The sequence below is a fragment of the Amycolatopsis sp. NPDC058340 genome (assembly GCF_042723975.1).
Lineage (GTDB): Bacteria > Actinomycetota > Actinomycetes > Mycobacteriales > Pseudonocardiaceae > Amycolatopsis.
Window position 1 is genome coordinate 1 of the sequence record NZ_JBHXIB010000059.1, and the last position, 16,254, is coordinate 16,254.

Below are 16,254 nucleotides of genomic sequence, written 5' to 3' on the forward strand. Positions count from 1 at the left end.
TGCTCGGCGCCCCCCCCCCCCCGCCCGGGTGCGGGCCCGCCCCACCCAAACGCGCCGCCCCGGCGCCCCGGGAGGGCCCCCCCCCGCGCCTCGTCCGAGCGAGCGGTCAGCTCGCCGTACCGCGGAATCCCTTGAGCCGCAGGCTGTTCGTGACCACGAAGACCGAACTGAACGCCATCGCGGCGCCCGCGATCATCGGGTTGAGCAGCCCCGCCGCTGCCAGTGGCAGCGCCGCGACGTTGTAGGCGAACGCCCAGAACAGGTTGCCCTTGATGGTGCGCAATGTCCGCCGCGAGAGCCGGATCGCGTCCACCGCCGCCCGCAGATCACCGCGGACGAGGGTGAGATCCGACGCCTCGATGGCGACGTCCGTGCCGGTGCCCATGGCCAGGCCGAGGTCGGCCTGCGCCAGCGCGGCCGCGTCGTTGACGCCGTCGCCCACCATCGCGACCACTTTGCCCTCGCCCTGCAGCCGCTTGACCACGTCGACCTTGTCCTTGGGCAGGACCTCGGCGATCACCTCGGTGATCCCGACTTCCGCGGCCACCGCGCGGGCCACGGCCTCGTTGTCCCCGGTGAGCAGCACCGGGGTCAGGCCGAGCGCCCGCAGCCGGGTGATGGCTTCGGCGGAGGTCGGCTTCACCGTGTCGGCGACGACGAGGACGGCACGGGCCTTCCCGTCCCAGCCGACCACGATCGCCGTCCGGCCGTCCTTCTCTTCGGACGCCTTCGTCTCGGCGAGGTCCGCCGTCAGGTGGTGCGCCCACTCCTCCAGGAGCGCACTGCGTCCGGCCAGCACCGCCTTGCCGTCGACGATCCCTTGCACGCCAAGGCCTTCGACGTTGGTGAACTCCTCGACGGCGGGCAGCTCGCCCACCCGCTCCCGTGCCGCGCGGGCGATGGCCTGCGCGATCGGGTGCTCCGACGCGTTCTCCAGCGCACCGGCCAAGCGCAGCGTCGTCTCCTCGTCGGCGCCTTCGGCGACATGGACCGCCACCAGCGACATCTGCCCGGTGGTCACGGTGCCGGTCTTGTCGAGGACGACCGTGTCGACCGAACGCGTGGACTCCAGCACTTCCGGGCCCTTGATCAGGATGCCTAGCTGCGCACCCCGCCCGGTACCCACGAGCAGCGCGGTCGGCGTCGCCAGCCCCAGTGCGCACGGGCAGGCGATGATCAGCACGGCCACCGCGGCGGTGAACGCCGCCGCGACCGAACCGCCGGCCCCGAGCCAGAACATCAGCGTGCCGACGGCGAGCGCGATCACGATCGGCACGAACACACCCGAAACCCGGTCGGCCAGCCGCTGGACCTGTGCCTTGCCGGTCTGCGCGTCCTCCACCAGCTTCGCCATCTGCGCCAGCTGCGTGTCCGCGCCGACCCGCGTCGTACGGACGACGAGCCGTCCGCCCGCGTTGACCGTCGCGCCGACCACGGCGTCGCCGGGCCCGACCTCGACGGGGACGCTCTCACCGGTCAGCATGCTCGCGTCGACGGCGGAACTGCCTTCGGTGATCACGCCGTCGGTCGCGATCTTCTCCCCCGGCCGGACCACGAACCGGTCCCCGACGATGAGCCGGTCGACCGGGATCCGCTCTTCCTTGCCATCACGGAGCACGGCGACGTCCTTCGCGCCCAGCTCCAGCAGAGCCCGCAGCGCGGCACCGGCCCGCCGCTTGGACCGCGCCTCGAAGTACCGTCCGGCGAGGATGAACGTCGTCACCCCGGCGGCGACCTCGAGATAGATGTTGCCGTCCCCGGCCATCCGCTCCACGGTCAGCTCGAAGGCGTGCGTCATCCCCGGTGTCCCCGCGCTGCCGAACAACAGCGCGTACAGCGACCACAGGAACGCGGCGAGCGTGCCCATCGAAATCAGGGTGTCCATGGTGGCCGCGCCGTGGCGCAGATTCGCCCACGCCGCCTTGTGGAACGGCCACGCGGCCCACACCAGCACCGGCGCGGCCAGCGTCAGCGAGATCCACTGCCAGTAGGTGAACTGGAACGCCGGCACCATGGCCAGCAGGATCACCGGCACCGACAGCACCGTGGAACCGATCAGCCGCTGCCGCAGCGGCCCGATCGGATCGGCCTCTTCGGCGGGCCCGTCCGGCTGCTCCTGCTTCGGCGGAGCGGGCAGGGCGGCCGCGTATCCGGCCGCCTCCACCTGCTCGATCAGCCGCTGGGGTTCGATGTCCCCGCTGTAGGTGACCTTCGCCTTCTCCGTGGCGTAATTGACCGTGGCGGTGACGCCGTCCAGCTTGTTCAGCTTCTTCTCGATACGCATCGCGCACGACGCGCAGGTCATCCCGGTGATCGCGAGTTCGACCTCGGCCGTGGTGGCCTGGTCCAGATCGGAAGTCATCGTGGTCGCTCCTTTCGTGCTCGCGGTCAGCCGTGTCCGCCGTGGCCGTCGCCGGCCGCCGGGGGTGGGGTTTGGTTCTGGGGCGCCGAAGGGGCCGGTGCGGGTGTGCCCGCGGTGGCGACGGTGAACTCGGCGGTGCGAACCTCGCCCTGGTGCTGGAAGTCGAGGAACAGCCGGTACGTCCCCGCCGAGGGGACTTCGGCGAAGAAGGTCACCGTGGGGCCGGGCTTCGTGCGGCCGTCTCCGGGCTCGCCGTCCGGGTGGACGTGCAGGTAGGCGAGGTCGCCACCGCGCAGCGCCACCAAGTGCCCGTAGGCGCCCAGGTACGGCTGCAGATCGGTCACGTCGCGGCCGTCCTTGGTCACCGTCAGGGTCACCTTCGACGACTTGCCCGGCGTCAGCTCGCCGTCCAGGCGGACCTGGTAGCCGTCGACGTTCGCGACGCGTGAGGGCCGGTGCTCGACGGGTTTGAAATCCCCCGCCGCGGCGATGTCGGCACCGAGTGTCGAGGCCGAGCCGCCCGTCGGCTTGAAGTCCGCGAAGACGCGGTAGCTGCCCGCCTGGGGCAGGGCCAGCGGGACACTCCACACGCCGTCGGGCGCGAGTTCGGGATGCACGTGCTGGAAACCGGCCGTGTCGCGACGGACGACGATCAGGTGCATCCGCTTCTCGTGTTCGACGTCGTACGCGGTGACCGGAGCGCCGTCCGGGCCGAGGATCTTGAAGGAGAAGGTCTGGTTCGTCCCCGGCGTGAGCGTCGTGGTGGTGGGCGTGAGGGTGTAGCCGCCCCTGGACGACGCGAGCCCGCCGGGCTCGTCGGTCGGCGCCGCCTCCGCGACGGTGCCGCTGTGAGCGTCCCCATGCCCGGCGTCCTCGCCGCCGGGAAGGCCGGCGGCGCCGGCGAAAGGACCGACAGCGGTGCCTGCGGCCCAGGCGCCACCGGCGACCAGGGCAAGCGCCACACCGTAGGCGGAGAGCTTCGCAACTGTGTTCATCGTGAAGTCCTTAGTGCGGGCCATGAACCCGCGATCGGGATCAGGCGGTCAGCTCGTATCCGGCTTCTTCGACGGCGGCGCGCACATCGGCGACCGCGGGTTCCTGCGCACTGGTCACGGTCACCGCGCCGGTGGGCAGATCCACGCGGACGCCGGTGACGCCCGCGATCTTGCCGACCTCTTCGGTGACGGAACGGACGCAGTGGCCGCAGGTCATGCCGGTGACGGTGTAGGTGGTCTCGCTCATCGTGGTTCTCCTCGCGGGATATCAGGAACGGACTAGGCGGGCGATGACGTCGCTCGCCTCTTTGATCTTCTCGTCGGCTTCGTCGCCGCCCTTGGCGATGGCGTCGGACACGCAGTGCCGGAGGTGTTCGTCCATCAACCCCAGCGACACCGACTGCAACGCCTTGGTGGCCGCGGACACCTGCGTGAGGATGTCGATGCAGTACTTGTCCTCTTCGACCATCCGCTGCAGGCCACGGATCTGTCCTTCGATCCGCCGCAGCCGGGTCAGGTATTCGTCCTTGCCTTGCGTGTATCCGTGCATCTCGACCTCCACCGAGGACTCTACATACCCTAGGGGGGTAGGGCAACAGGCATACCCCAGTGGTGTATCTCACCGCCCGTCTTCGACGCGCCGGCCGTGGACGGGCATGATTGGGACGTACGCGAATCCCGACTCGAGGAGTGAGCGTGGCCGATCACGGCGACGACAAGGAGCGTCAGCTCAAACGCCTACGACGCGTCGAGGGGCAGATCAGGGGTCTGCAGAAGATGGTCGAAGAGGACAAGTACTGCATCGACGTCCTCACCCAGGTTTCGGCGGCGACCCGCGCCTTGCAATCGTTCTCGCTCGAACTCCTCGAGCGGCACATGGCGGGCTGCGTCGTCGAAGCCGCCGCGAAAGGCGGCCCCGAGGCGGACAGGAAGATCCGGGAAGCCTCCGAAGCGATCGCGCGCCTGGTGCGTTCCTGAACCTCCTGACACACGAAGCGGGCGGATGACCTTCAGTCACCCGCCCGCTTTTCATTCTTCCCTGGTCGCCCTGAACCCGGTCCGGACATGAGCGCCGTCGCAGAACGGCTTCTTCGCCGACTTCCCGCACCTGCACAGCAATTGCGTGCGCCCGATCGGCTCGTACTCTTCGCCGTCGTGGCCGACGAGCCGGACCGGCCCTTTCACCTGATACGGCCCGTTGTCCACGACCTTGATGACGACGGCCGGTTCAGCCCCGTTCTCCTCGGCCATCACCTTCAGCCGACCACCTCGTAGCCGGCCTCCTCGACCGCGGATCGCACCAGCCGCGTGTCGACCGGCCCCTTGCTCACGACGGTCACTTCGCCGGTCGCGATATCCGCGTCGACGTCGCTGACCCCGGCGACGCCGTTCACCGCCGCCGTCACCTTGTTCAGGCAACCCGAGCACGTCATGCCCTTGACCGTGTACACGGTGGTGTCCATCAGTTCTCACCCTTCGGTTCGATCATACATTACCCCCGTAGGGTATAGCACAGGATGCGGGCGCGACAAAGTCCGTGAAGGCCTCCTTGAGGGACTCTGGGTCCCTCAAGGAGGCCTTCACGGACAGCTCGATACGGGGTATGGGTTTAGAGGTCCGACTTCAGGATCGTGTCGGCGTCCTTCACCAGCACCATCACGTCCTGATGGCGATCCCACGCGGCCTCGTCGTATCCGGCGAGGCGCAGGCCGGGCGCCTCCAGCGCGCGCTGCACCGCCCAGCCGGGCGAGCTGAGCGAGATGCCGTAGCCGTCGTTGCCCGCGTAGTCGTTGTAACCGAAACCGCAAGCCTTGTACGCGGCGAGCATGCGGTCGGTGGCACGGGCGTCCAGCCCGTAGTCCTTGCCCGCCTCGGCACGTATCGCCATCCGGCGGCCGTGCGTGGTGACCACCGCGACGCCGCCGCGAGCCAGCGCGCGGGAGAAGTAGCGCAGCAGCGGACCCCAGGCCGGGGCATCGAGATGGGTCAGCACCGAACCGCACCACAGCAGGTCCACATCGGTCACCTGCTCGATGTCGTCGACGTCCGGGGCACCGGTCACCGCCCGCGCGCCGAACGCCTCGGCGCAACTGGCCAGCGCCGCCGGGTCCATGTCGCACGCGATCAGCTCCGCCGCCGGGAAGGCGGCCCGCAGCGAACGCATCACCCGGCCGTAACCACACCCGAAGTCCAAGACCCGCTTCGGTTCCGGCCGCCCCGTGACCCGCAACGCGGCCAGCACCGCCCGCAACGCGTCCCTGGACACGCTCAGGTAGTGCTCGGTGTTGTTGCCCGCGAACATGCTGTCGCCCTCGGCGATCGTCGTGCTGACTCTCGCCATGATGCCCGCGACGGTCTCGTCCAGCGTCTCGCTCATTCGTCCCCCTGGGTGGTCGTCCCGCACGGCAACCGTAGCGGTCCCCGAACAGGGTGCGAATGACCCCTGCGCACGGTGCCGGGCGCGATCTACCGTCGGCAAAAGCGATCCCCGAATTCGAAGGGAACACCATGGCCCGTTTTTCGCGCCTTCTCACCCCGGTCGCGGCGACAGCGCTGATTCTTTTGTCGCAAGTGCCCGCCACGAACGCCAGTGCCGCGGCGGCCGGGGCCGGCAGTATCGACGTCGGACCGGTCAGCATGGCCACCTCGATGAACTGCTGGGGTGAACGCAGGTCCGTCGGCGACGCGTGGGTCACGCTGAACGGAGACCGCGTCACGGTACGAGACCATTGCGCCGACGGGAATCCGGTCATGGCCCGGGTGCAGATGACCGTCGACGGAACCGCGAGGCATTGGATGTGTTACAACAATTCGGGCGGTGGAACCACCAAGGTTTGCGACTTCGATTGGCCTGAAGGATACGTCGGATTCAAGACGGTGATCTTCTTCGCCTGGGATGGTATCCGCGAATACAAAATGGGGACTCTGAGGCACTGGCGGGACGGATAGCCCCGCCCCGCACGCGCCGCCTCGGTCGAGCCGGTGCGCGCCCGTACGCCACACTGGTGGCGGTGAGCGGGCGCTGGGGAGGATGCCGTGGAGTTTCGGGTGCTGGGACCGCTGCGGATCCGACGCGACGGGCGGGACGAGGCGCCGGCGGGACGGTTGCAGGGCATCCTGCTCGGTGTGCTGCTCGCGCGGGCGAACCAGCCGGTGCCGGTGGACGTGCTGACCGGCGCGTTGTGGGGCGACCACCGAGACCCGCGGCACGGCCAGCGGCTGCAGCTCCACGTTCACCGGCTCCGGAGTGTGCTCGCCGAGCCGGATCGGCTGTCGTTCGGTGAAGCGGGCTACCGGCTGCGGGTGCTGCCGGGAGAGCTGGACTCGGAGCGGTTCGCGTCGCTGTTCGACGAAGCGCGAGAAGTCGCCGGCGAGGACCCACAGCGTGCGGTCGACGTCCTGCGCGGGGCGTTGGGCCTGTGGCAGGGCGACCCGTTCCGTGACGTGGACGTCCCGCTGCTCGCCGACTGGGCGCAGCGGCTCGCCGAGCTCAGGTCGGTCGCGCTGGAGACGCTCTACGAGGCCGAACTCGCCTGCGGGCTGAACGCGGCGATCATCGGCGAACTGACGGATCTGGTGCGCCGGTACCCGGTTCGCGAGCGGCTGCACGGCCTGCTCATGACCGCCCTGTACCGCGCTGGGCAACAGGCCGAAGCGTTGCGGGCGTATCGCACGGCACGGGACACGCTCGTCGAAGAACTCGGCGTGGACCCCGGCCCCGAGTTGCGTGAGCTGCATCAGCGCATGCTCGCGGGAGAGTCACTGGCGCCGGACGAGAAGGCCCCGCCCACGAGTGTGCCCGCCCAGCTGCCGGTGGACGTGCGCGGATTCGTGGGCAGGGACGCCGAGCTCGCGGAACTCGACGGCCTCCTCGCCACCGGGGAGGCCGCGGTGGTCTCGGCCGTCGCCGGAACCGCCGGAGTGGGCAAGACGGCGCTGGCCGTGCGCTGGGCACACCGGGTGCGGGACCGGTTCCCCGACGGTCAGCTGTACGTGGATCTGCGTGGCTACGGCCCCGACCAGCCGGTCTCGCCGGAAGACGCGCTGGCGGGCTTCCTGCGCGCGCTGGACTTGGACGGCGCGGCGATCCCGCAGGACCTCGCCGAGCGCGCCGCGCGGTTTCGCACCCTCGTCGCCCGTCGCCGGATGCTGATCGTGCTGGACAACGCCCGCACGGTCGAGCAGGTGCGTCCCCTGCTGCCCGGGAGCTCTTCGTGTTTCGTGGTGGCGACCAGCCGGGACGCGCTGGCCGGTCTCGTCGCCCGCGAGGGCGCCCACCGGCTCGATCTCGATCGGCTGCCGGACGAGGACGCCCGCGTTCTGCTCCGCGAACTGCTCACCGACCGGGTGGACGCCGAGCCGGAGGCGGCCGCCGCCTTGGTGGAACGGTGCGCCCGGCTGCCCTTGGCGTTGCGGATCGCCGCCGAGCTGATCCGGTCGCGGCCCGCTCGCGGCCTCGGCGAATTCGTCGAAGAGCTTTCCCGCCAGCAGGACGCTCTCGATCTGCTGGACGTCGACGGTGATCCGCAGACCGCCGTGCGCGCCGTGTTCTCGTGGTCGTACCGGAAGCTGGACGCGACGGCGGCCCGGCTGTTCCGGCGCCTCGGCCTGCATCCCGGGCACGACACGGACGACCACGCGGCGGCGGCGCTGGCCGGCACCGGGCCGCGGGAGACGCGCCGAGCGCTGGACGTGCTGCGCAGGGCCCATCTCGTCGATCAGTCTTCCGACGGCCGCTACCGTTCCCACGATCTGCTGCGGGCGTACGCCGCCGAACTCGCCGAATCCACCGACAGCGCCGACGAACGCGAGGCCGCGCTGAGCAGGCTGCTCGACCACTACCTGTCCACGGCTTCGGCCGCGATGGACGTCATCGCGCGAGACGACTACGCCCCGAGGCCGAAGGCACCGGTCTCCCACGGGGAGGCACCGCTGTTCTCGACCTACGACCACGCGTGGCGCTGGCTCGACGCCGAGCGGGCCAACCTGCTGGAGGTCTGCGGGCACGGCGGGCCGGCGTCCGTGATCCACCTGTCGGAGACCGTGTGGCGTTACCTCGACACCGGCGGGTACTACGACGACGCGGTCGTCCTGCACACTCGCACGGTCGACGCCGCTCGTGCCCTGAAAGACGAACGCGCGGAAGCGAGGGCGCGGCGCATTCTCGGTGCCACGATGTCACGCAGGGGCCAGGACCGCGAAGCGATCGACCATCTCGAGTGGGCGATGGCCGCGTTCCACCGCACCGGGGATCGGGGGTTCCAGGCGGCGACGTTGAGCTTCCTCGGCTGTGTGTACGGGAAGAAGGGCGAGCTGGAAGCGGCCCGGCACAGGTTCGAGCAGGCACTCGCGCTGACCGATCCGGACGAAAGCTGGTATCTGCACTGCGCGGTCAGGATCAACCATTCCCAGAACCTGCTGAGCCTCGGCCTTCCCGAAGAGGCACGGCGGCATCTCGACGTGGCTTTCGCCCTGTGCCAGGAAAACCACGACGAACACATCGAATGCAACGCGGTCAACCTCCTGGCCAAGATGTACCTCCACATCGGACAGGACGACGCAGCCTTCGACCACGCCCAGCGCGGCTTGGCTCTCGCCAGGGCATCGGGTTTCCGCACCCAGGAAGCGGATTGCCTGAGGGTTATGGGGGTGGTGTACCGGCGACGGGGCGACGGCGAGCGGGCCTTGCGCCACCACGAGGAAGCGGCGACACTCGCCCGTGCCATCGGTGACACGGAAGTGATCTGCGAGACGCTCAACGCGTTGGGCGCCACCCACGCCTCCGCGGGACGCCACACCGAGGCCCTCCGCTGGTACGGCGACGCGCTGGCCGTCGCCACCGAGGCAGGCCACCGCGAGCAGGTGGCGCACGCCCACGCCGGAATCGGTGACCTCCACGCCGAACGGGGCGAGCACGACGAGGCACGCCGGCACTGGCTCCAGGTACTCGACTTCTACCGCGACCTCGACGTCCCCCAGGCCGCCGGAATCAGGGCGAAGCTCGAAAACCTGGGCGGCTCATGAATCCCGCGCGCCGAGCAGGGCCCGCGCGCGCAGCGCGGCCTGGGTCCGGCTGGTGACGCCGAGTTTGGCCAGCACATTGCCGACGTGCACCTTGACCGTGCGTTCGGCCAGCCCGAGCCGTCCCGCGATGTCGCGGTTGGACAGTCCGGAACCGAGCAGAGACAGCACTTCGCGCTCGCGCGGGGTCAGGCCCGGGTCACCGGTACCGCACAGCGTGGCCGCCGCGGACGGGCTGATCACGGTCATCCCGTCGTGCGCGCCGCGGACGGCGGCGGCCAGCTCGGCCCCCGTGGCGTCCTTCAGCACGAAGCCGGCGGCACCGGCGGCCAGCGCCTGCCGGATCTCGTGCCGCCTCCCGATGGTGGTCAGCATCAGCACGGGCGGCGGGGCGGGCATTTGCTCGCGCAGGCGGCGCAGGGTCTCCAGGCCGTCCATGTCCGGCAGGTAGAGGTCGAGCAGGACCACGTCGACCGGTTCCCGCGCGGTGCGGAGGAAGTCGAGCAGCTCCGGCCCGCCGGCGCAGTGCGCGGCGACGGTCAAACCGGGCTGCGCGGCCAGCACCATCGCCAGCCCTTCGCGGACCAGGGCGTGGTCGTCGACCACGACGACACGAACCATGGGATCACCTCGATGGCGCACACTCTACTGTCGGGACGTGCTCAATCATCTCCGCGCGCGTTCGGACCTCGGGATGATCCTGCTGGTCGCGCTGCTGTTCTCGGCGAGCGGGCTTGGCACGGGGAGCTGGCAGGCGATGGCCGTCGCCGCCGCGCAGCTGCTGCCGCTGGCCGCGCGGCGGCGGGCACCCGGCGTCGTGCTCGCGGTCGTCGCCGCGGCGACCGTGGTGCAGCTGCTGCTGGGGCCCGCGCGCAACGTGGCCTACGTGCCGGTCCTGCTCGCGCTCTACACCGTGGCCGCCCTGCCGAACCGTGCCGGGCACCGGGTGGTCGCCCTCGGCGCGGCAGCCGCCGTGGCGGTGGTGATGGGCGAGTTCAAGGGCCTGGTGGACGGCACTTCGCTGGCGCTGGTGGCCTTCGCCGTGGCCTGGACGATGGGCATGGAACGGCGACGGCACGTGGCCGACCGCGCCCGGCTCGTCGAGCAGCAAGCCCGCCACAGCGCGGAAACCGCGGCCGCGGAACGCCGGGAGCGCACGGCCCGGCGGCTGCACGACACGCTCGCCCACACCACGACGGTGATGCTCGTGCAGGCCGAGGCGTTGCGCGCGACCGCCGATCTCGGCGAACCGGCCCGCGAACGCGTGGACACGATCCTCACCGCCGGCCGGGACGCGCTCACCGAGGTCCGGCGGACGCTCCGCGACCTCGCCGAGGACGAGCATCCGCCGCCCGCGCCCACCGACCTGCCCGAGCTCCTCGCCCGGCTGCGCGCCGCCGGGCTCGTGCTGGACGAACCCACCGGCGTACCGGACGGGGTGGCCGGGGCGCTGGCCGAGCGGGTGATCGCCGAGGCGGCCACGAACGCGTTGCGGCACGCCGGCCCCGGCACCCTGGTGCGGATCACCGTGCGGCACCACGACGACGACGTGCGGGTCGAGGTCCGCAGCGAACTGCCCGCCACCACGAGACCGGGTGGCGGCAGCGGCTTCGGGCTGGCCAGCGTGGCCGGAGAACTGGCCGAACACGGCGGGCGGCTGGAATTCGGCCCGCGCGGGCGGCACTGGGTGGTCCGTGCGGTCATCCCGGCTGCCGGGCCAGCAGCCCGGACACCGTGACGAACCGATAACCGAGCCCACGCAACCGTTCGACCAGCGGGACCACCGCTTGCCTGGTCGTGGTCCGGCTCTGGTACATCCCGTGCAACAGGACGATCGAGCCGGGCCGCACGTGCTCGGCGGTGTATTCGGCGATACCGGAGGCGCCGGCGGCCACCTCGGGGTAGGAGTCCGGTTCGACGTCCCACATGATCGTCCGCCGCCGATGCTCGGCGAGATAGCGCGGCAGGGCCAGCAGTTTCTTGCCGTTGGGCGGGCGGAACGTGATTTCGCCGCGGTAGCCGGTCCGGCGGATCAGCGCGTCGGTGCGCTCGATCTCGGTGGCCACCGTTTCGGCGGACACGAAGACCATCCGCTCGTGGGAGTAGGAGTGGTTACCGAGCTCGTGACCGGCGGCGGCGATCCGCGCGCCGAGATCCGGGTGCCGTTCCAGCTCCCGCCCGGTCAGGTAGAAGGTGGCGGGCACCCCGGCCGCGCGCAGGCCGTCGAGGAGTTCCGCGGTACCCGCCGGGTCGGGCCCGTCGTCGAAGGTGAGCGCCACGACCTTGTCCGGCACGTCGACCCGATGGGTCAGGCCGCCGTAGAACTGGAAGGTCCGGGCGTTGACCAGCCGATCGAGGCCGAAGGCCGAGGCCGCCAGCACGACGGCGGCGATCAGGCCGAGCACCACGACCTTGCGGGCACGCGGTGAAGCGGGGAGGACGCGCATACGGGCACCCTGACCGATCGCCCGCCGAGGCGGAAGCGGCGGAGGTCCTAGTACCTTCGCTCCCGGTCACCCCTTGGGCACCGCCTTGCCGACGACGACGGCGGCCAGCTCGGTCAGCCTGCTCTGGACCCGAACGCCTTCGGTCTTGTTGAGATAGTCGAGGTGATAGACGACGTTGCGGTAGCGCACCGCGACCTTCGCCTGGTTGCCGGTCTTCCCGGTGGCGACCAGCAGGGCTTCTTCGGCGCCCTGCACACCCACCTCGCCTCCGTTCGGCACTCGGCGTTTCAGATGCTCCTTCGCGGCGTCCACTCCCGACTTTTCGCGGGTGGCGCGGAAGACGTAGCTGGTGACGATCACGAACGCCGCACCGACCTTGTCCTTGAGGTAGTGGTCGTTGTTGTTCCAGCTGCACTGGCCCTGCTCGGACGTGTCCGTCGAGGTGTTGCCCGACAACGGTTTGAAGTCCATCCGGCCAGGGATGTACGGCGCCACCTCCGCCTCGGTGAGGACCGCGCATCCACCCGGTGCCTTCTCCAGGTCCTGGGAGGCGTCCACCCGCGGAGAGGCCTTGCCGGAATCGCTCAATCCGAAGTACAGCAGGGCCCCGCCGCCACCGACGACGACCACCAGCACGATGACCAGCACCGCGATCAGCGGACCGGTCTTTCGCTTGTGCGGCAAGGGTGGCGGCGGTCCCCAGGCGGCCTGCTGGTGGTAGTACGGCTGATACCCAGGCGGGCCGGGCTGAGTCATCGAACTCCTCTGGTCTGTCGGAAAAGGACGGTCGCCGGGCTACCGGAGCCGCCGGGGGCCCGGATCGTCGTCCCAGTCCGGCTCGAAGTCGAACTCCCGGGGCCGTCGTGAACTCGGTGGCGCGAAGGCGTTACGGCGGTCCTCCGCTCTGCGCCGGATCGCGGCGACCCGCTTGTGCCAGCGTCGCGTCAGTGCCGCGGACTTCTCCGCGCCCGCTTTCTCCGCGGCGTAGCACCGCTCGGCCCTGGCCGCGATCCGGTGCCGGTTGCCCTCGATCAGGTCGGCGAACCGCGCGCGCATCCGCTCGACGCGCTCCTCCCCGGTCATCGCGGCATCACCTCCCGCCGCCCGCCGGCACCGGACCGCGCGCCCTGTCCGAGCATCTCCCTCATCACGCCGAGGACTTCCTCGAACCCCTCGTCGGTGGCGTCGCAGACGTCCCAGAACGCCTCGACCCTCGTCTCCACCACCGGCACCAGGTTGCCGTCGCACCACTCGGCCGCCGACTGCCGGACTTCGGCCTTGACGTCGTCGCTGATGTTCAGGCACTCCTGGTCGGCCGGTATGCCGAACTGCGAGGCCACATAAAGGATGTCCTCGTCACTCGCCCCGCCCTTCGCGACCGTGACCAGCCGGTCGACGATATCCGGCCCGATCCCGTTGATATCCGACGAGAACAGGCCGTTCACGGTCTGCGCCTTGGCCACGCACATCCGCTCCAGCGCGCCGCGGACCTCGATCAGCACCTTGCCGGCGTCGGCCAGCTCCTTCATCAGGGCCCTGGCCTGGCCCACCGCGTCGTCGTAGCGCGACGACGCGGTGTCCGCGGCCTCCCCCTCCCAATCGGCGAACAGGTCGCCCTGGGCCGTGATGAGCTCGTCGACATGGCGTTGAAGACGGCCGACCGCCTGTGCGTACTGGTCGGCCTGGAGACTGAAGCGCTTGAACACCACCTCACGCTGCTCGTTGTACCGGGCCTTGAAGATCCACTTGTCCGCGAACGGGTTACCGGTCAAGGACGTGCCGCCATCGCCCGAACCGCGGGCGCCCGCCCGGGATCCACCGCTTCGGTACCGGCAGTACTTCCCCCAGAACAGCTTGAAGAAGTCCAGACCGATCTCGCCGGAGTCGAAGATCTCCTCCGAACTCGCGGCGCCGGAGCTGCCGGTGGCCTTCAAGTTGTCCGCGTAGGACTGGAGCTGCCGGGCGTTCTCCCGTTGCTCGTCCAGATCGTCCGCGTACCTGCGCTCGTTCTCCGCCTGGTCGATCGCGGCCTGCATATCCGCGCCGGGGTTGCCGGACCCGGGCAGCGGGCCGGGGCCCCCGGGGTGCTCCTCGCCGTACGTCGCGATGGTCGCGGCGTCGTTGACCGCCTGACTCAACGCGCCGTTGTTGATGGCGTTCGCGGCGTAGTTGTCCACGTACTCCTGGGCGTCGTACTCCTCGATGTACTCCTTCACCTCGTCCGGTACGGCGTCCGGGTCGTACCCGGTGCGTTCCTGGGTGATGACGTCACCCCAGATGTAGCCCGTCGCGTAGTCGTAGCTCCACGCGGCGATGAGCTCCCGTTTCGTCTCGTCGGAGACGTCGGGGTCGTCGAGGATCGCCCTGATCTCCTCGTCGGTCGGGCTGACCTGGCCGTTCGGCCCGGCCGGCCGGTACCTCGCCTTGGCTTCGTCCCACCAGGCCATCAGCCGGCCCCCTCGCGCAGGGCGTCGAGCCGTGACGCGAAGTCCGACTCGGTGTCCCCGTAGACACCGGCGGACTCCCGCAGCAGGCGGGAAATCTCGTCGATGTCACCGACCAGCTTGACGGCGAGACCCGCCAGCTCGCCGTTCGCGGCGAGGTATGCGGCGCCGTGGCCCTGATAGCGGTCGCCGCCGAAGTCCAGCCGGGCCACGACGGTGTGCGCCACCTGCCCGCTCACCGACCGCAGCCCGGTGCCGATGGTCCCGAGCTCGTCACTCACCTCCAGCAACTTCGCTGGATCGACTTCGTACCCCACGCGAACCCCTCTCGTCCCTGCCCCACGAAAGAGGTTAGGAACGCGGCTTTCACGCGGCTTTCATCCGCGTGAAAGCGACCGGGTCGTCAACGTCTGCGGGTGGGAGTGGTGCGGCGCGGGGTCGTCGGGCGCTTCGCGGTCGTCGTGGAGCGGCGGGTCGTGGTCCGCGTCGGCTCCGTCGTGGCCCTGGTCGTGGTGGTGGTCGCCGGGGTTCCCGGCGTTGTCGTCGTCGTCCTCGTTTCCCCGAGGCCGGTCGTCGCCGGAACCGTCGTCAGCGTCGTCGTCGGGGGCACCACCTGGCCGCTCCCCGACCCGCCCCCGCCGCACGCGCCGAGCAGCGCGACCGCGCCCATGACCAGGCCACACCACCACACCCGCATGGCGCGGACCCTAACAGCCGGCCACCCGCGGATCCGGCGAACGACCGAATCCCGGCCTTGGGCTAACCGCCAGGATCTCGGCAAGTTCCTGACGACTAGGGGGCGTGAGTGGCAAAGGGCGTTAGAACGACCCAAAACACTCACGACCCGCTCTTGGCTGAGCCCGCTCCTGCGAACCCCACCACGATCCGGATCTGTGGCGCCGACCAGCGGCTATACGACCTTGCCGGGGCACGGCGCCAGACGCAACGAAGGCGGCCTTCACGTACTGAGAACCACCGCTCCCCCGGGCTAGACCGCTGCGCGCAGGCGATACAGCTCGGCCAGCGTGGCACCCTCGGCATCGATCTCCGCGCCCAGCCATCCGGCCGCCTCGTCCCGCGGCAGCGGGCCGACCTCGATCTCCGCGAGGCACCGGCCCGGCCGGACCACGGCCGGATGCAACCGCGCGACGTTCTCGTTGGTGGTCAGGCACACCAGGATGTCCAGGCCCTGCCCGAGCAGGCCGTCGGTCAGATTGAGCAGCCGGGACAGTGCCTGCCCGGAGTCGCGTTTGGCGTCCGCGCCGACGAGTTCGTCGCAGTCTTCGAGGATCAGCAGCCGCCATTTCCGTTTGTCCGCCCGCTCCTCACCGAGCACCACCGAGGTCAGATAGCCCGGATCGGCGAACAGGACCTCGGGGTCGAGGACGTTGTCGACCTGGCACCAGTCCCGCCATTCGTGCGCGAGCGCGCGCACGGCGGTCGTCTTGCCGGTGCCCGCGGGGCCGTGGAGGAGGATCAGCCTGCCGGTGACGTCCTGCGGGCGCGTCGCCATGAGCGTGTCGAGCGCGGTCACCGCGGACCGCGGGTAGTTGCCGCGGATCGCCTGCCACGGCGGCAAGTCCATCGTCCTCGGCGCGCGCACCCCGGCGCCACCGCAGCCCTGCACATGCCAGAATCCGACCGGTACGGCCGATTCCCCCGGCTCCCCCGCCCGCGCGGTTCCGACCGCGGCCGCGAGCACCTCGTCCGCCAGATCGCCGGAAGTGGCGCATACGCACACGGTCGCGGCGCCGGCACGGCGGCGCATCGCGACGAGCGTCCAATCGGGACCGTGGGCGAGATGCGAGCGCCGCCCGTCCAGTTCGTACGTCAGATCCGCGGCGACTCCCGGGGGCAGCAGCGTCGCGTCCGGTGAGACCTCCGTGATCTCGGCGGCCCGTGAGTGCGGCTTCGACCCGGTGATGAACTGCTCCATGGCCAGCGCGTTCAGCACGCCTTCCATCGGTACGTTGCCACCGAAAAAC

19 protein-coding genes are annotated in these 16,254 nt (G+C 70.3%); 4 read left to right on the plus strand and 15 right to left on the minus strand.

The window, feature by feature from the left end; translation table 11 throughout:
* Positions 1-106: 106 nt before the first annotated feature.
* Genes ACFWIW_RS36580 through ACFWIW_RS36595 form a run of 4 tightly spaced genes read right to left on the minus strand, consistent with a single transcriptional unit; the run spans position 107 to position 3,907 of the window.
* Positions 107-2,362 (minus strand): heavy metal translocating P-type ATPase, encoded by a 2,256-nt coding sequence (locus ACFWIW_RS36580; RefSeq protein WP_378372668.1) that lies wholly within the window; start codon positions 2,360-2,362, stop codon positions 107-109.
* 26 nt (positions 2,363-2,388) lie between these two features.
* On the minus strand, positions 2,389-3,357 hold the full coding sequence (locus ACFWIW_RS36585; protein ID WP_378372669.1) for a hypothetical protein: 969 nt from the start codon (positions 3,355-3,357) through the stop codon (positions 2,389-2,391).
* A 40-nt stretch (positions 3,358-3,397) separates the two neighbouring features.
* Positions 3,398-3,604, minus strand: coding sequence for a heavy-metal-associated domain-containing protein (locus ACFWIW_RS36590; protein ID WP_378372670.1), 207 nt, complete (start codon positions 3,602-3,604; stop codon positions 3,398-3,400).
* A gap of 21 nt (positions 3,605-3,625) precedes the next feature.
* On the minus strand, positions 3,626-3,907 hold the full coding sequence (locus ACFWIW_RS36595) for a metal-sensitive transcriptional regulator (RefSeq protein WP_016331925.1): 282 nt from the start codon (positions 3,905-3,907) through the stop codon (positions 3,626-3,628).
* A 146-nt stretch (positions 3,908-4,053) separates the two neighbouring features.
* Between ACFWIW_RS36595 and ACFWIW_RS36600 the strand changes: the two genes are divergently transcribed.
* Positions 4,054-4,335: a metal-sensitive transcriptional regulator gene (locus ACFWIW_RS36600; RefSeq protein WP_016331924.1), complete on the plus strand. Its 282-nt coding sequence runs from the start codon at positions 4,054-4,056 to the stop codon at positions 4,333-4,335.
* A 51-nt stretch (positions 4,336-4,386) separates the two neighbouring features.
* Here ACFWIW_RS36600 and ACFWIW_RS36605 read toward each other — a convergent pair whose 3' ends face one another.
* From ACFWIW_RS36605 to ACFWIW_RS36615, 3 genes are all read right to left on the minus strand, one after another.
* A complete protein-coding gene (locus ACFWIW_RS36605) occupies positions 4,387-4,608 on the minus strand; it encodes a CDGSH iron-sulfur domain-containing protein (RefSeq protein WP_378372671.1) in 222 nt (73 codons plus the stop codon).
* A gap of 5 nt (positions 4,609-4,613) precedes the next feature.
* Entirely contained in the window at positions 4,614-4,820 is a 207-nt protein-coding gene (locus tag ACFWIW_RS36610) for a heavy-metal-associated domain-containing protein (protein ID WP_378372672.1), read from the minus strand.
* A gap of 146 nt (positions 4,821-4,966) precedes the next feature.
* On the minus strand, positions 4,967-5,734 hold the full coding sequence (locus ACFWIW_RS36615; RefSeq protein ID WP_378372673.1) for a class I SAM-dependent methyltransferase: 768 nt from the start codon (positions 5,732-5,734) through the stop codon (positions 4,967-4,969).
* 59 nt (positions 5,735-5,793) lie between these two features.
* On the opposite strand from ACFWIW_RS36615, the gene ACFWIW_RS36620 reads away from it, so the two are divergent.
* Both ACFWIW_RS36620 and ACFWIW_RS36625 read left to right on the plus strand, forming a co-directional pair.
* On the plus strand, positions 5,794-6,306 hold the full coding sequence (locus ACFWIW_RS36620) for a hypothetical protein (protein WP_378372674.1): 513 nt from the start codon (positions 5,794-5,796) through the stop codon (positions 6,304-6,306).
* A gap of 87 nt (positions 6,307-6,393) precedes the next feature.
* A complete protein-coding gene (locus ACFWIW_RS36625) occupies positions 6,394-9,381 on the plus strand; it encodes a BTAD domain-containing putative transcriptional regulator (protein ID WP_378372675.1) in 2,988 nt (995 codons plus the stop codon).
* On the opposite strand, the gene ACFWIW_RS36630 is transcribed toward ACFWIW_RS36625, so the two are convergent.
* Positions 9,376-9,999: a response regulator gene (locus ACFWIW_RS36630; RefSeq protein WP_378372676.1), complete on the minus strand. Its 624-nt coding sequence runs from the start codon at positions 9,997-9,999 to the stop codon at positions 9,376-9,378. The two genes, ACFWIW_RS36625 and ACFWIW_RS36630, sit on opposite strands and share 6 nt — an antisense overlap.
* 37 nt (positions 10,000-10,036) lie before the next feature.
* Here ACFWIW_RS36630 and ACFWIW_RS36635 point away from each other — a divergent pair, with 37 nt between their 5' ends.
* Positions 10,037-11,116, plus strand: a complete 1,080-nt coding sequence (locus ACFWIW_RS36635; protein WP_378372677.1) for a sensor histidine kinase — start codon at positions 10,037-10,039, stop codon at positions 11,114-11,116.
* Here ACFWIW_RS36635 and ACFWIW_RS36640 read toward each other — a convergent pair.
* The 7 genes from ACFWIW_RS36640 to ACFWIW_RS36670 form a co-directional block, all read right to left on the minus strand.
* Positions 11,079-11,825 (minus strand): polysaccharide deacetylase family protein, encoded by a 747-nt coding sequence (locus tag ACFWIW_RS36640; RefSeq protein WP_378372678.1) that lies wholly within the window; start codon positions 11,823-11,825, stop codon positions 11,079-11,081. The two genes, ACFWIW_RS36635 and ACFWIW_RS36640, sit on opposite strands and share 38 nt — an antisense overlap.
* 66 nt (positions 11,826-11,891) lie before the next feature.
* On the minus strand, positions 11,892-12,581 hold the full coding sequence (locus ACFWIW_RS36645; RefSeq protein WP_378372679.1) for a hypothetical protein: 690 nt from the start codon (positions 12,579-12,581) through the stop codon (positions 11,892-11,894).
* Between the two features lie 39 nt (positions 12,582-12,620).
* The gene (locus ACFWIW_RS36650) at positions 12,621-12,908 is read right to left on the minus strand and encodes a hypothetical protein (RefSeq protein WP_378372680.1); all 288 of its coding nucleotides are present in this window, start codon (positions 12,906-12,908) and stop codon (positions 12,621-12,623) included.
* On the minus strand, positions 12,905-14,272 hold the full coding sequence (locus ACFWIW_RS36655; protein WP_378372681.1) for a WXG100 family type VII secretion target: 1,368 nt from the start codon (positions 14,270-14,272) through the stop codon (positions 12,905-12,907). Before ACFWIW_RS36655 ends, ACFWIW_RS36650 begins: the two co-directional genes overlap by 4 nt.
* The gene (locus ACFWIW_RS36660; RefSeq protein WP_378372682.1) at positions 14,272-14,586 is read right to left on the minus strand and encodes a type VII secretion target; all 315 of its coding nucleotides are present in this window, start codon (positions 14,584-14,586) and stop codon (positions 14,272-14,274) included. The genes ACFWIW_RS36655 and ACFWIW_RS36660 overlap by 1 nt, the downstream gene beginning before the upstream one ends.
* Positions 14,587-14,672: 86 nt before the next feature.
* Positions 14,673-14,966 (minus strand): hypothetical protein, encoded by a 294-nt coding sequence (locus ACFWIW_RS36665; RefSeq protein WP_378372683.1) that lies wholly within the window; start codon positions 14,964-14,966, stop codon positions 14,673-14,675.
* Positions 14,967-15,257: 291 nt separating this feature from the next.
* The gene (locus tag ACFWIW_RS36670) at positions 15,258-16,232 is read right to left on the minus strand and encodes a DUF5925 domain-containing protein (protein ID WP_378372684.1); all 975 of its coding nucleotides are present in this window, start codon (positions 16,230-16,232) and stop codon (positions 15,258-15,260) included.
* Positions 16,233-16,254 lie beyond the last annotated feature (22 nt).